Genomic DNA, 12,797 nt, shown 5'->3' with positions numbered 1-12,797 from the left:
ACTCAACATCATCGATTCAGTCGGGGCACTGCAGCACCGCCCAGACGATCTTGCCGGTCGGTATGCGTACCGCTCCCCATCGGGTCGCGGTGGCCTGGACCACCTGCAGACCCTGCCCGCGATCGTCCAGGGGTGTGCCCCGGCGGACCGGGGCCAGCGCCCGCAGTCGGGGCAGCTGGGCGTTGCCGTCGCAGACGGCCAGGTGCAGACCCTCGCGGCGGCGGGTGATGGTGACCTGCACGTCGGTGCCGGCGTGCTCGACCGCGTTGGTGACCAGTTCGGAGATCACCCGCCGGGCCGGGTGCAGCAGCTGCGGCAGGCCCCAGGCCAGGCAGGTGTCGGCCACCAGGGTGCGCGCCAGGCTCGGCGCGTCCGGGTCGGGCAGCAACCCGACGGTCACGTACGGCGCCGGCTCCCCCGGTTCACCGGTCAGCTGCTGTTGCTGCTGTGTCATGGTCGGACGCTAAGCGGTCGCGGGTCGCGGACTATTACCGGAATTAATCGCGGATCCCGGCGCGGCGGGCGAGCCCGCGCACCCGGCTGTCACGGCCGTAGCGGGGCCGCGACAGCAGGATGCGCAGGGCGTCGCGGGCGCCGTCGGACGTGGACACCTGCTGCGGGGCGATCGCCTCGGCCCGGTACAGCGCGACGGCTGCCGCCTCGTCCTGGCCGCGACCCTGCAGCAGGGCCCGGGACAGGTCGATGAAATAGGTGGCCCGGCGGTGCGCGGACGCCAGGAAGTCCGGCCGGAAGCCGGGCGGCGCGGTCCGGGCAGCCGGACCGTCACCGAGCGCCACGAGTACGGCAACCCGCCACATCCCCACGTTGGTCGGCCCGAAGTTGAACCAGTCGTTGCCGCGTTCACCGGTGTGCGCGGCGACCCGGGCCGCCTCGCCGAGGTGCGCGGACGCCGCCGCGGCCAGCCCGGCCCGGGCCGCGAGTTCGGCGCTGATCAGGTGATGCATGCCGTAGGTGCTGGCGGCCGCGGCATCCGCGCCGGCGAACGGGGCGAGCCGGTCGATGCCTTCGGCGGCGACCCGTTGCGCGCCGGTCGTCCCCGCCACGGCCCGGATCCGGGCGTAGTTCGCCAGCCCGACGTAGGCGGGTTCGCCGAGGTCCTCCGCGGTGTGCATGGCCACCCCGGCGACGGCCAGGGTCAGGTCCGGGTGGCCGAGCTGCACGCAGGTGGACACGGTGGTCGAGCAGGCTTCGACGGTCCGGCGCTGGTGCAGCCGTTTCGCGTGGCCGGTGACGGTCCGTGACTCGATGGCGAGGGCGGTCAGGGTCGCGGCGAGCGCGGGGACGAGCAGGTCGTACCGGCAGGCGTCGAAGTAGTGGTCGAGCACCGCGGTGTCCGTGCAGCCGTCCGGCGGGTCGTCGCCGGCGGTGACCGCCGGCATGGTCAGCGCGATGACGCCGGAGCGCAGGCCGGCCATCGCCGCGGCGCTGACCGGTGTGTCGCAGGGGTCCTCGCCGGGCCGGCCGGTCAGCTCCGCCACCGAGATCTGCAGGGCCCGGGCCAGCGCCGCGCGGGTGGCCTGCCGGTCCAGCGGCGCCAGGCCGCTCTCGATCTGCGCGACGTAGCCCTGACTGAAGCCGGCCAGCTCGGCCAGCACTCGCTGGGTCAGGCCCCGGCGCAGCCGCCAGCGCCGCAGCCTGGCACCCACTTGTTCGCTGTCCACGGCCTCCCCGATCAGCCGACGACGGTCAGTTCATCAAAGCGTCCCAGCGCGACTGCGGGCGGACAACGGGTACGTCCGGCACAAATGGGTGGCGATGGCCTGCGCCGACCGGCGGCCCGAGGTGGTCAGCACGTTGTGCGCGGCCGCCGGCACAGTCACCGACGTGCCGCCGGTCATCGCGGCCACCTCGGCGCGCCAGCGCGGCGGTGCCACCGGGTCGAGGGAGCCGCCGAGCACGAGCGGCGGCGCCGGCAGCCGGCGCAGGTCGTCCTCGATGGCGTTGTGCACCGAATGGCCGACCGTGGACAGGACCCGCCACGGCTTCGCGTCGGCCACGTCGCGGGCCAGCACCAGGGCCTGCCAGGGCTGTTCGACGAACAGGTCGAGCGCCCAGCGGCCGATCAGGTCCCGCCGGGACCGGGCTCGCGGGTCGGTGGTGGGGCCGGCCAGCACCAGCGCGGCCACCAGGTCCGGGCGCTGCACGGCGAGCCGGGCGACCACCTCGGCGCCGAAGGAGTGCCCGACCAGGCAGGACCGGTCCAGGCCGAGGTGGTCGAGCCAGCCGGCCAGGTGGTCGGCGTGGCGGCTCACGTCGTACGCCGCCGGGGGTTTGCCGCTGTGCCCGAAGCCGGGCAGATCCGGCACGAGCACCGGGTGCCGGGCGGCCAGGACGCGCGCGGTGGGCATCAGGTAGCGGTGCGACACGGCGAGACCGTGCACCAGGACCACCGGCAGGCCGCGGGCACGGCAGCAGTGCCGATCATGGGTACGCACACCGCGCACCGTCACCCAGCGGCTTTCGAATCCCTCGTCCTCCGGCACCGCCTGGACATACCCACAAAGATCACCGATCACCGGCCGCCGAGGCGTTGAGATAGCGCAGCACGGCCAGCACCCGGCGGTGATCGGTGCGGGCCTGCGGCAGGTCGAGCTTGGTGAAGATGGCCGTCACGTGCTTCTCCACGCTGCGCCCGGCCAGGTTCAGCTGCTCGGCGATCGCCGGGTTGGAGCGGCCCTGCGCGACCAGGTCGAGGATCTCGCGTTCGCGGGGCGACAGGCTGGCCACGCCCCGGTCCACCGCGGGCGCGGCGAGCAGCTGCCGGACCACTTCGGGGTCCAGGGCGGTGCCGCCGGCGGCGACCCGGCGCAGCGCGTCGACGAAGTCGTCGGTGCGCACGATGCGGTCTTTGAGCAGGTAGCCGATCCGGGCCGGGTGGTCGGCGAGCAGCCGGCGGGCGTACGACGTCTCGACCCACTGGGAGAAGACGAGCACACCCATGTCCGGGTGGTCCTGCCGGATGCGCAGGGCGGCGCGCAGACCCTCGTCGGTGTGGGTGGGCGGCATCCGTACGTCGGCGACCACGATGTCCGGTTGCAGCGAGGCCGCGGCGGTGACCAGGTCGTCGGCGTTGTCGACGGCCGCCAGCACGTCGATGTCGTAGTCGGCGAGCAGCCGGGTGAGCCCGTCGCGCAGCACCGGGTTGTCCTCGGCGATGACGGTGCGCATGTCAGCTCTCCTTCGGCAGGGTCAGGGTGATGGTGGTCGGCCCGCCGGCCGGGCTGTCGACGGTCAGCGACCCGTCCAGGGCGGTGGCCCGGCGGGTGAGCCCGGCCAGCCCGCTCCCGTCGCCGGGCCGGGCGCCGCCGCGGCCGTCGTCGCGCACGCTCAGCCGTACCGTGTGGTCGTGCTCGTCGAGGGCGACGCTGACCCGGCCCGCCCGGGCGTGCCGGGCGACGTTGGTGAGCAGTTCGGCGACGCTGAAGTACAGCGCCGAGGCGACCGCGTCGCTGGGCCGCCCGGCCAGGTCGACGCGCAGGTCCACCGGCACCGGGCTGCGCGCTGCCAGGGTCTGCAGGGCGGTCGGCAGACCGTCGTCGAGCGCCGGCGGGTGGATGGTGCGGATGATGTCGCGCAGCTCGGCGAGCGCCTCGGTGATGTTGTCCTGCGCGTCGCGGACCAGGGGCCGGACCTCGTCGCCGGTGCGGCGTTCGATCCGGGACAGCGACACCGCGAGCGCGACGAGGCGGGCCTGGGTGCCGTCGTGCAGGTCGCGTTCGACGCGGCGCAGCACGGCGGCCGCGTCCGCCTGCAGGGCCGCCCGGCCGGCCTCGAGCTGGGCGATCCGGGCGCGGGCCGGGTCCGGTTCGAGCAGTGCGCGGATCAGGACGCGGTCCAGGGCGGTGCAGAGCCGGACCAGCCACGGGCAGATCAGGGCGCAGGAGGCGCCGATGGCCACGGTGGACCAGGCGATCTCCTGCGGGGCGCCCAGGGTCTCGTGCGCGAACGACCACCAGGCCGGGGATGTGACAGCGGCCAGCCCGACCAGGATGAAGACTCCGAGGTAGACGGTGATCACCGCGAGCGGGAGTTTCAGCAGGCAGTAGCCGAGCGCGCGCCACCCGGTGGGATCACGCAGGACGGCAGTGGCCCAGCGCACCGGGTTGCTCCGGCGGCCCAGCGGCTGCGGCGCCGGCCAGTCCCAGCCGAGGAGCGACCGCGCCGGGGCCCGCACCCAGCGCGCGGTGCCGCGCAGCAGGAACAGCACGGCGACCAGGAACGGCAGGCCGACGGTGAGCACCGACAGCACCGACGCGAGCAGACCGAGGACGGCCAGCGCGAACAGCGGGAGGGCCAGGAACAGGCTGGTCAGCGCGTAGCCGACGGCCCGCCAGGTGCGGGCCTCGACCGGCGCCCGCAGGATCCGCAGGACCATCACGCGTCCACGCTGACGGCCTCGAGCGGCCGGCGGCGCAGCAGGACTGCGGCGGGCAGCAGCATGCCGAGACCCACCACCAGAACCACGCCGAGCACCCCCGCGATGATCGCCCCCGCCGGCAGGTAGGGCATCGTGACGCCGAGGCTCGCGTGCAGCAACGGCACCAGCAGCGTAGCCGCCGCACCGGCTGCGACGAGCAGCCCGGTAACGACCACCACGAATGCTTCGCAGGCGACGATGCGCAGGGCCTGCGCTTTCGTCGCGCCGGTCAGGCGTACGGTCGCGAACTCCTGACGCCGGCCCATGGTGACCGTGACCAGCGTGGCCAGTGCCGCCACCGTGGCGAAGGCGGAGTAGACGACCGTGCCCGAATAGTCGAGCCAGAGCACGTCGCGGGCCTCGTCGACGCCGGTCACGTGGGCGACCGTGGTGTGCATGGCGACCTTGACGGTGGCGAACGAGGTGGCCAGCGACAGCGGCACCAGCGCGCCGGAGAGCGAGCGTGAGCGGACCGCCAGGCTGGTGGCGGCGATCGCGCCGGTGCGGCCGAAGAGCCTGGCCAGCGGGGCGCCGGCGCGCAGCAGCACCGGGCCCAGCAGCCCGGCGGCGATACACATCGCGAGCATCACGATGAACGCCGACCCGCCGGCGTCCTCGGCGTTCATCGTGGCGATCTGCTGGGCGGCGACGATGCCGGCGGCGGCGAAGAGCAGCCCGGCGCCCGTACGGATGATCCCGATGTTGCGCCGCGGCACGGCGGTGTCGCTCATCGCGGCGGCCGGGCGCACCCGCGACAGCCGGATCGCGGCGAGCAGGGCGCCGAGCAGCGAGGTGGGCACGGTGACCGCGAACGCGATCGGCAGCGCCGCCGGATGCGCGTGGAAGACGACCGATGCCGGGGCCACGTCGTTGGCGACCAGGCCGGCCACCCACCAGCGGCCGACCAGACTGCCGAGCGCGGCGCCGGCCAGCGTGGCCGGCACGGACACCACCGCGGCCTGCAGGGCGATCGCCCGGCGTACCTGCCCGGGGCCGGCGCCGATCGTCTTGACCAGCGCGATGTCGCGGGCCTGGCGGCTGATCGCCGAACCCATCGTCACGCCGACGATGATCAGCGACAGGTAGACGGAGATCAGCACGAACAGCGGCGCGACGACGGTCAGGCTGCTCTCCTGCCCCGCCGGGAGCGAGGACTGCAGCCCGAGCGAGGCGGTCACGATGGTGGCGGCCAGCGCCTGCGTGCAGGCCGGCCCGACGAACGTCCACGGATGTCTGCGCAGTGCCTGCCGCACCAGCCCGAGGATCATGCGGTCACCCCCGCCAGGCGCTCGGCCACGGCAGAAGCATCGGGGGTACGGTCGTCGGCCGCTATCTCGCCGGAACGCAGCAGCACCAGCCGGTCGCTCCACGCGGCGGCGACCGGGTCGTGGGTGACCATCACGACAGTGACGCCGTCGTCGTCCACCGCCTCGCGCAGCAGTCGCAGGACCTGCGCGCCGGTGGCCGGGTCGAGGGCGCCGGTCGGCTCGTCAGCGAAGATCACCGTGGGTGCGGTGACCAGTGCGCGGGCCAGCGCCACCCGTTGCCGCTGGCCGCCGGAGAGCGCGCCGACCGGGCGCCGGGCGAGCCCGGCCAGGCCGACTGCGTCGAGCACATCGTCGACGTCGCGGGTGCGGGGCGCGCCGAGTCGGCCCGGTAGGCGTACGTTCTGGCCGACTGTCAGCTCCGACAGCAGGTTGTAGGACTGGAAGACGAAACCGACCCGGTCGCGGCGCAGCCGGGTCAGGGCGCGCTCCCGCATCCTGGTGATGTCCTGGCCGGCCAGGCGTACCGTGCCGCCGGTCGGCCGGTCCAGGCCGGCCGCGCACTGCAGCAGCGTGCTCTTGCCGGAGCCGGTCGCGCCCATCACCGCGACGAACGAGCCCGCCGGCACGGCGAGCGACACATTGTTCAGTGCCGGGGCGCCGCGCCGCGTGTACCGGCGTGACACCTGGTTGAGTTCCACCGCGATATCCATGCCGTTCACCCTGGTCGCGGCGGCGGTCCCGCACATCAGGGTGGACCGCCCGGCGATGGTGCGGTCGACCGCACCTTCGCCTGCGAAAAATGGGTGGCCGGGCGCCGTTGCGCGCTATTACCGTGCTGCGGAACCGAGTCGTCGAGTGATGGGCGTGCCGTTGTACATCCTGTGAAACATCCCAAGCACTGATTTGCAGCGCGCCGTGCCGCGCGCCTTTCTGCTGCGGATTTCTCACAGGAACCGGTGTACCTCTGTGCTCAAAATCTGGGCCGTCGTGCCCACGCGCCTTCCCCTCGTTCGCCGTCGATGCCACGCCTGCGCCGCCGACCGTTTCCGGGCGAGCGGCAAATTCCGGGTCAACGCCAACCACAAACTGCTCGACGCCTGGCTTCTCGTGCTGTGTACCGGTTGCGGGGACACGGCCAAGCTGACCCTGCTGGAGCGGACCAATGTGCGTTCCATTCCGCCATCGTTGCTGGACCGGCTGCATGACAACGACCGTGGTCTGGTCGCGGAACTGCTGCAGGACCCGGATGTGCAGCACCGCAACCACATCGCCCTGGACTGGGACGACGCCTGGCGTCTCGACACCGGCGGATCGGAACACCTCGACCAGGAGGTGATCGACATCGCGGTCCGCTTCGCGGCGCCCATCCCGGTCCGGCCGGTGCGCCTGATCGCGGACGGGTGCGGCCTCACCCGCGGCGAGGTCCTCCGGCTGATCACGGCCGGCAAGCTGGTCTCGGCGGTTCGCCTGAACGGCAAGCTCGCCGGCGACTTCACCTTCACGCTCAAACGCTGACCCGGCTGCGGGCCTGCCCGGCAGGCCCGCAGCCCACGATGATCGTCAGATGCTGGTCGAGGTAACTGCTGTCACGCAAACGCTGGTGACCATGGCCACGGCGGCGTCGCCGGCGATCGGTATGGACGCCGACATGGTGGTCCTCCGCGGCCGGCTGGCCGCACAGCCCGACGAGGTGGCGGTCCTGGACCTTGGTGAGACGTCCGTTCTGCTCGATCTCGCCGGCCCGGTCCCTCCGCCGGCCTGGAATTCCTGGGTCGAGTGCAGAGCCCCTTCCCGCGCCGTGGAGATCTACCCCTGCGAGCTCTGAACACCCTTCGTGGTCCGGGTTCGGCTGCGGTGAGTGGACGGAGGCGGGCCGGGTCTCCTCCGGGCCGGGTCCGAGAACACGACTTCGACCCCAACCGGCGGGCAGGTACGGCGGCCCGGGCGACATTTGGGGTTCCCGAACGCCGGCACACCCGTAGCGGGTGTACCTACACCCGCCACGGGTGTGGCCGTTGTCGGAAGGTCTCCCCTCGCAGAGCGCCGGCCGCCGCGCGCGGTGCTCTGCCGGCCGGGGAGGGCGGCCGGGGGCACGCCTGCAGCGCGACCCGGCCGGCCCACCCGGTGCGTCTCACGATCAAGGCGGGCGGCGGGGTGGCTCGGTAGACGGGCCGCCGGCACTGCACCGATGGCGAGACCCCGACGCCGAAAGCCCTCTGGGTGCTTCTTGTCACGGGGGTCGTGGGTCTGGTGCGGTGAGCCGCATGACGCCGATCGAGGTGGTGTTCGAGACCCATGCGCTGAGCGAGGACAACGAGCGCGGCATCGCCACCGGATGGCTGCCGGGGCGCCTCAGCGAGCAGGGGCGGGCCAACGCCGCCGCCATGGGGCGGCGGCGACGCGGCGACGGTATTACCGCGGTGTTCAGCTCCGACCTGCGGCGTGCCGCGCAGACGGCGGAGATCGCCTTCGGCCAGACCGGGATCCCGATTCTGTACGACTGGCGGCTGCGCGAATGCGACTTCGGCACCCGCAACGGCTCCCCCGCCGCCGAGATCAGCAGCGACCGGCTCGACTACTGCGATCGTCCCTATCCCGGCGGCGAGAGCCACACCGAGGCGATCTCCCGGGTGACGCGGTTCCTCGCCGATCTGCCGACCAGGTGGGCCGGGCAGCGCGTCATGGTGATCGGCCACCGCGCGACGTACCGAGCCCTCGAACAGGCGACCACCGGTCGAACCGTTCACGATCTGGTCGCGGCGGACTTCCTTTGGAAGGCCGAGGGCTGGGAGTATCGCCTGCGCTGACCATCAACGCGGCGTTCGCGGATTGGCTCGCATGTTGTACAGATAGCGGCCGTCCCGCAGGAACGCGATCAGCGGATACAGTCCTTCCTCGCGCTCGGTCCCAACGAAACGGTTGTCGCCGGCGTGGACGTACCGGGCTGTGCTCGGCCCGTCCTCGAACTCCACCGCCAGGCCTTTCGGGGTGGTGGTGAGGGCTATTCCGTCCGCATCGGCCGTCACCTCGAAGAGGGCCATCGGCCCCTCGAAGCGACCGGCAACCGTGTCACCGCTGAAAGGCACCGGCGTATCCGGCGGCAGCAGCCGTGCCGGCACGCGGATCCCGGCGGTCGCGGCGAGGATCTCAGCCAGCATCTCGTCGATGAAGGGCTGCGCGTCCCCGCCGTTGGTCAAGACGGCCAGCACCACGCCACGATCCGGCACGATCCGCCAGGCCGTGCGCTGTCCGGTCGTGCTTCCGTCGTGGCCCACCACCGGGACGCCGTCCCAATGGAAGAGCATCAGACCCAGGCCCCATGCGTACGGGTGACGCGCTCCGAGATCAGGCAGGGTGACCTGGGGCCGGCGCATCTCGGCGAAGGTTCCGGGCGGCAGCACCCGGGTGCCGTCCTCCGCCACCCCGTCCGCGAGCAGCATCCGCCCGAACCGCACCAGGTCCCGGGGCGCCCCGCTCGGCGTGGACCCGGCCGGCGCGTTCGACTGCGGCAACTGCCACCGCGGCGACACCCGCTGCGATTCCCCGACATGTCCGACCGCGGCGCGGAACATCAGCGCCTCTTCGGCGTACAGTGCCATGTGCTTCGCCCCGATCGGCTCGATCAGGCGTTCCCGCATCGCCGCCTCCCAGGTCCCGCCGCGCAGCCGCGCGACGAGGGCGCCGAGCGCGCAGTACCCGCTGTTGCAGTACGAGAACATCTCCCCCGGCGCGTGCACCTGGCCGGCGTTGCCCCGCATGTAGTCGATCAGCTTGAGCACGGCGTCGTCACCGCGGCCGGTGTCCTCGAACAGGTCCCCTTCGAACCCGCCCGTGTGCGACAGCAGCTGCCGCACGGTGACCGCCCCGGACGCCCCCGCATCCCGCACACCGAACGTCGGCAGGTAGGTGCGAACCGGCTCGTCCAACCCGACGAGCCCCTCGTCGACAAGCTGCATGACCAGCGACGCCGTCCACACCTTGGTGACCGACCCGATCTGGAACAGGCTGTCGGTCGTGGCCTCCACCCCGGTGTTCCGGTTGACCACCCCGGTGGCCGCCTCGAAGAGCTCCTCGCCGACGCCGACGGCCACCGCAGCCCCCGGCACCCGATGCCGCTCGGCCGCCTGATCGATCCACCCTTGAAGCTGCCCTCCCACCGTCATGCCGATGACCGTAACTGCCCGGCCCCGGTCATGCTGGTTGCGTGACCTTGACCTGGTTGGACGAGCCCACGGTGGACGCGCTGCGGGCCGGCCTGCGCGTGGTGGCCCCGAAACTCGCTGACGGCGCGATCGTCACCCGGGGGCTGGAGGCGAGCGACGATCCGCAGTGGTGCACAGCGAGCGCGGTGGTCGACGACCGGTTCGTGGTGAAGTTCGCCTGGGCCGAGCCGCCCGCGCAGCGGATCCGCCATCAGGTGCGGGTGCTGAACGCGCTACGTACGTCCGCACCGGGCCTGCCGCTGCCCGAGGTGGTGGCCGCGTCCGACTCACCAGCGATGCTGGTGACCCGCCGGACGCCGGCGTCACCGTTCTTCGGCGTCCGGCACCTGATCACCCCGGCCGACCCTGAGGTGGCGCGTGACCTGGCCACCGTCCTTGCCGTCCTGCACAACCCCGCCGTGCTGAAGTCGGTGTCCGAGGCGATCGGCCCGTTACCCGAACCGGCGGCGCACGCCACGACGGACACCCTGCGCGCCCGGCTCGGCCCCCTGATCAGACCCGGCCAGCGGGATCGGGTGCTGTCGTGGTGCGACTGGACCGACGACATCCTCGCGGCCCCGGCCCGGACCGTCCTGGTGCACGGCGACTTCCACGGCGACAACCACCTCTGGGACCGCGACTCCCTGCGGCTGCGCCTCGTCATAGACCTGGAAACCGCCGGCACCGGCGAACCCGAGTTCGACCTGCGATGCCTGCCCGGCGACTGCGGCATCCCCCTGTTCACCGCGACGCTAACCCAATACGAACAGCTGTCCGGCACGAAGCTGGACATCGACCGGATCATGGCCTGGCACTTGCGCACCGTCCTGGGCGACGCCCTGTGGCGGGCCGAGGCCGGAGTCCCCTTGCCGGACCACCGCACCCCGGCAGAGTGGGTCGATGACCTGGACGCCAGGTTCACCGCCCTCTCCACCTTCGACCGTCCCTAGACGGCCGCAGCCGGATGCTCTCTGGAGCGAGGTTGCGATGCCCGGCAGCCCGCAGGGCGGCCTGGGGGCCGATGGGGCTGTCGGCGTAGTCGCGATACGCCGGCGCGCTCACGACCACCGCCAGAGGACTCCGCCGGTCGGGTCGAGCAAGGGGACTCGCTGGCGGCGACGCTGCAAGCGTTTCTTCAGGCGGGGATTCCGCGGAGCCGCCGGTGAGGTTGCCTGATCCACCGGCGGTCTCTGCGGTGCTGGGCCAGCGGCTCAGGCCGGGTTGGCGAATCTGGTCAGGGCGCGCGCCCGGTATTCCGGGGATTCCAGGAAGCCGTGCTGGATCTCTTGGAACGGGGTGCCGCTGGTCATGACGGCCACCCAGTGGGCGAGGCCGTTCGCGTCCGGGACGCGGCCCAGCAGGAAGGCGTACAGCTCGGTGATGCGCTGCGTGCAGTACTCCGGGGAGAACAGGAACGAACGGATCACGTCGGCGGTGCTGGTGCCACTGTTGAGGACGTTGATCCAGTGCTGGCGGCCGGCCGGGTCGGAGACGCGGCCGAGGAGTTTGCCGTACAGGGATTCCACGAAGTGGTCGGGAACCGGGTGGTTGTTGCGGTACTCGGGGCTGTCCAGGAAGCCGACCAGGATGTCGTGCCGGGGTACGCCGCGGCCGAACTGGTCGGTCCAGTGTTTCAGGCCCGGGTCGTCGGGCTGGCGGTCGAGGATCTCCACATAGATGCGGGAGGCGGCGATCGTGCAGTACTCCGACGAGCGCAGGAAACCCTGCACGACGTCGCGGATACTCGCCCCGGACTGGCGCTGGGCGACCCAGAAGTCGAGGCCCTGCTGGTCGGGCTGGCGGGCGAGCAGGTCGGCGTATAGCGCGGTGATCCAGTCGCGTTCCTTCTCGGTGGCGCGGGTCGCCAGGTCCCGGATCGTCGGGGAGGCGTTGATGATGCTGCTGATGCGTACGCCGAAGTTGAACCCGCCCCCGGTGGTGCAGCCACCGTTGGTGTGCACGCCGACGACCTCACCGGTCGGCGACAGGATCGCCGACCCGGAGTTCCCGCCGAGCGTGTCGATGTCGTTGTACCGGATCTGGGTGTTGACCAGGCCGGTGACCGGGCCCGCCTCGATGCGTTTCCGCTGGCCGGCGGGGTGGCCGATGATGCAGACCATGTCCTGCAGCTGGGAGTCCTCGTCGGCCACTGCGGTGCTGCCGAACTGCTGCGCGGGCGCGCCGACCAGCCGGATGACGGCGAAGTCGAGCTGGCCGAGCCGGTGCTCGACGAGCTCAGCGATGGCGACCCGCTGTTCGGGCCGCGGGGTGCCGTTCGCGTCGAGCTGGTAGTTGAAGTTGACGTGCATGTTGGTGACGATCTCGCTGGACGGGATCACCGTGTTGGTGCCGTTGACCAGCGGGAGCTGCCAGCTGTTCGGGCTGCGCGGGACACTGTCGAGGCAGTGGCCGGCGGTGAGGAACAGGTTCTCAGTGATCAGGGTGCCGGAGCACCAGCGCACGCCGGACACGTTGCCGGCGTCGACGTATTTCAGGGCCAGGTCGTCGTTCCACTGCAGCTGGCCGACGGCGCCCTGGTGGGCGCTGACGAACGGGACGGTCACGCCGAGCGTGCCGTCGTACTGCTCGACCGGCTGGGAGTCGTCGGTCGCGCCGCAGATCGTTTCCAGGATCGTCGCGTAGTTGTCCTCGGTGACTGCCATTTCCGCGAGCCGGCGTGCCACCTCCTCGATCCGGGGAGGGAGTGGTGGGTACAGCTCGTGCTCGTGCTTCTGACCGCTTTCATCGCACATGGTGAGCCTCTTACCGTCAGACGAATTCGATGCCGGTGGAGGCGGCGCGCCGGTGCCACTATCGGCACGGTAGGACCGGATCCGCGGCGGCGGCAGGCATGTGATGGAACCACGACACCTCCGGCATGATCTCCTT

At 72.0% G+C, this 12,797-nt stretch carries 13 protein-coding genes; 4 read left to right on the top strand and 9 right to left on the bottom strand.

What is annotated here, in order from left to right:
- Window positions 1–16 precede the first annotated feature (16 nt).
- From OHA21_RS13175 to OHA21_RS13145, 7 genes are all read right to left on the bottom strand, one after another.
- On the bottom strand, window positions 17–454 hold the full coding sequence (locus OHA21_RS13175; protein ID WP_328473696.1) for an ATP-binding protein: 438 nt from the start codon (window positions 452–454) through the stop codon (window positions 17–19).
- A gap of 43 nt (window positions 455–497) precedes the next feature.
- Complete coding sequence (locus tag OHA21_RS13170) at window positions 498–1,682, bottom strand: helix-turn-helix domain-containing protein (protein ID WP_328473694.1); 1,185 nt, start codon at window positions 1,680–1,682, stop codon at window positions 498–500.
- Between the two features lie 33 nt (window positions 1,683–1,715).
- A complete protein-coding gene (locus tag OHA21_RS13165; protein ID WP_328473692.1) occupies window positions 1,716–2,456 on the bottom strand; it encodes an alpha/beta fold hydrolase in 741 nt (246 codons plus the stop codon).
- 70 nt (window positions 2,457–2,526) lie between these two features.
- Window positions 2,527–3,189: a response regulator transcription factor gene (locus tag OHA21_RS13160; protein WP_328473690.1), complete on the bottom strand. Its 663-nt coding sequence runs from the start codon at window positions 3,187–3,189 to the stop codon at window positions 2,527–2,529.
- 1 nt (window position 3,190) lies between these two features.
- Complete coding sequence (locus tag OHA21_RS13155) at window positions 3,191–4,396, bottom strand: sensor histidine kinase (protein WP_328478398.1); 1,206 nt, start codon at window positions 4,394–4,396, stop codon at window positions 3,191–3,193.
- On the bottom strand, window positions 4,396–5,706 hold the full coding sequence (locus OHA21_RS13150) for an FtsX-like permease family protein (RefSeq protein WP_328473688.1): 1,311 nt from the start codon (window positions 5,704–5,706) through the stop codon (window positions 4,396–4,398). The genes OHA21_RS13155 and OHA21_RS13150 overlap by 1 nt, the downstream gene beginning before the upstream one ends.
- The gene (locus tag OHA21_RS13145) at window positions 5,703–6,416 is read right to left on the bottom strand and encodes an ABC transporter ATP-binding protein (RefSeq protein ID WP_328473686.1); all 714 of its coding nucleotides are present in this window, start codon (window positions 6,414–6,416) and stop codon (window positions 5,703–5,705) included. Before OHA21_RS13145 ends, OHA21_RS13150 begins: the two co-directional genes overlap by 4 nt.
- Window positions 6,417–6,609: 193 nt before the next feature.
- Here OHA21_RS13145 and OHA21_RS13140 point away from each other — a divergent pair, with 193 nt between their 5' ends.
- The 3 genes from OHA21_RS13140 to OHA21_RS13130 all read left to right on the top strand — a co-directional run bounded on the left by OHA21_RS13140 (window position 6,610) and on the right by OHA21_RS13130 (window position 8,513).
- Entirely contained in the window at window positions 6,610–7,221 is a 612-nt protein-coding gene (locus OHA21_RS13140) for a DUF1062 domain-containing protein (protein ID WP_328473684.1), read from the top strand.
- Between the two features lie 49 nt (window positions 7,222–7,270).
- On the top strand, window positions 7,271–7,531 hold the full coding sequence (locus OHA21_RS13135; protein ID WP_328473682.1) for a hypothetical protein: 261 nt from the start codon (window positions 7,271–7,273) through the stop codon (window positions 7,529–7,531).
- 439 nt (window positions 7,532–7,970) lie between these two features.
- Window positions 7,971–8,513 carry a histidine phosphatase family protein gene (locus tag OHA21_RS13130; protein ID WP_328473680.1) on the top strand — a complete coding sequence of 181 codons (543 nt, stop codon included), beginning with the start codon at window positions 7,971–7,973 and terminating at the stop codon, window positions 8,511–8,513.
- 3 nt (window positions 8,514–8,516) lie between these two features.
- Here OHA21_RS13130 and OHA21_RS13125 read toward each other — a convergent pair whose 3' ends face one another.
- Window positions 8,517–9,869, bottom strand: coding sequence for a serine hydrolase domain-containing protein (locus OHA21_RS13125; protein WP_328473678.1), 1,353 nt, complete (start codon window positions 9,867–9,869; stop codon window positions 8,517–8,519).
- Between the two features lie 41 nt (window positions 9,870–9,910).
- On the opposite strand from OHA21_RS13125, the gene OHA21_RS13120 reads away from it, so the two are divergent.
- On the top strand, window positions 9,911–10,858 hold the full coding sequence (locus OHA21_RS13120; RefSeq protein ID WP_328473676.1) for a phosphotransferase family protein: 948 nt from the start codon (window positions 9,911–9,913) through the stop codon (window positions 10,856–10,858).
- 261 nt (window positions 10,859–11,119) lie between these two features.
- On the opposite strand, the gene OHA21_RS13115 is transcribed toward OHA21_RS13120, so the two are convergent.
- Window positions 11,120–12,661 carry a DUF4214 domain-containing protein gene (locus OHA21_RS13115; RefSeq protein ID WP_328473674.1) on the bottom strand — a complete coding sequence of 514 codons (1,542 nt, stop codon included), beginning with the start codon at window positions 12,659–12,661 and terminating at the stop codon, window positions 11,120–11,122.
- Window positions 12,662–12,797: the final 136 nt, after the last annotated feature.

Source organism: Actinoplanes sp. NBC_00393 (assembly GCF_036053395.1).
Lineage (GTDB): Bacteria > Actinomycetota > Actinomycetes > Mycobacteriales > Micromonosporaceae > Actinoplanes.
This window is presented reverse-complemented; position numbering and strand designations above follow the sequence as displayed.

What these genes read in the sequence shown, in the direction of transcription:
- OHA21_RS13175 (WP_328473696.1), bottom strand. Translation starts at nt 454, where the DNA reads ATGACACAGCAGCAACAGCAGCTGACCGGTGAACCGGGGGAGCCGGCG.
- OHA21_RS13160 (WP_328473690.1), bottom strand. Translation starts at nt 3,189, where the DNA reads ATGCGCACCGTCATCGCCGAGGACAACCCGGTGCTGCGCGACGGGCTC.
- OHA21_RS13155 (WP_328478398.1), bottom strand. Translation starts at nt 4,396, where the DNA reads ATGGTCCTGCGGATCCTGCGGGCGCCGGTCGAGGCCCGCACCTGGCGG.
- OHA21_RS13150 (WP_328473688.1), bottom strand. Translation starts at nt 5,706, where the DNA reads ATGATCCTCGGGCTGGTGCGGCAGGCACTGCGCAGACATCCGTGGACG.
- OHA21_RS13145 (WP_328473686.1), bottom strand. Translation starts at nt 6,416, where the DNA reads ATGGATATCGCGGTGGAACTCAACCAGGTGTCACGCCGGTACACGCGG.
- OHA21_RS13135 (WP_328473682.1), top strand. Translation starts at nt 7,271, where the DNA reads ATGCTGGTCGAGGTAACTGCTGTCACGCAAACGCTGGTGACCATGGCC.
- OHA21_RS13130 (WP_328473680.1), top strand. Translation starts at nt 7,971, where the DNA reads ATGACGCCGATCGAGGTGGTGTTCGAGACCCATGCGCTGAGCGAGGAC.
- OHA21_RS13125 (WP_328473678.1), bottom strand. Translation starts at nt 9,869, where the DNA reads ATGACGGTGGGAGGGCAGCTTCAAGGGTGGATCGATCAGGCGGCCGAG.
- OHA21_RS13115 (WP_328473674.1), bottom strand. Translation starts at nt 12,661, where the DNA reads ATGTGCGATGAAAGCGGTCAGAAGCACGAGCACGAGCTGTACCCACCA.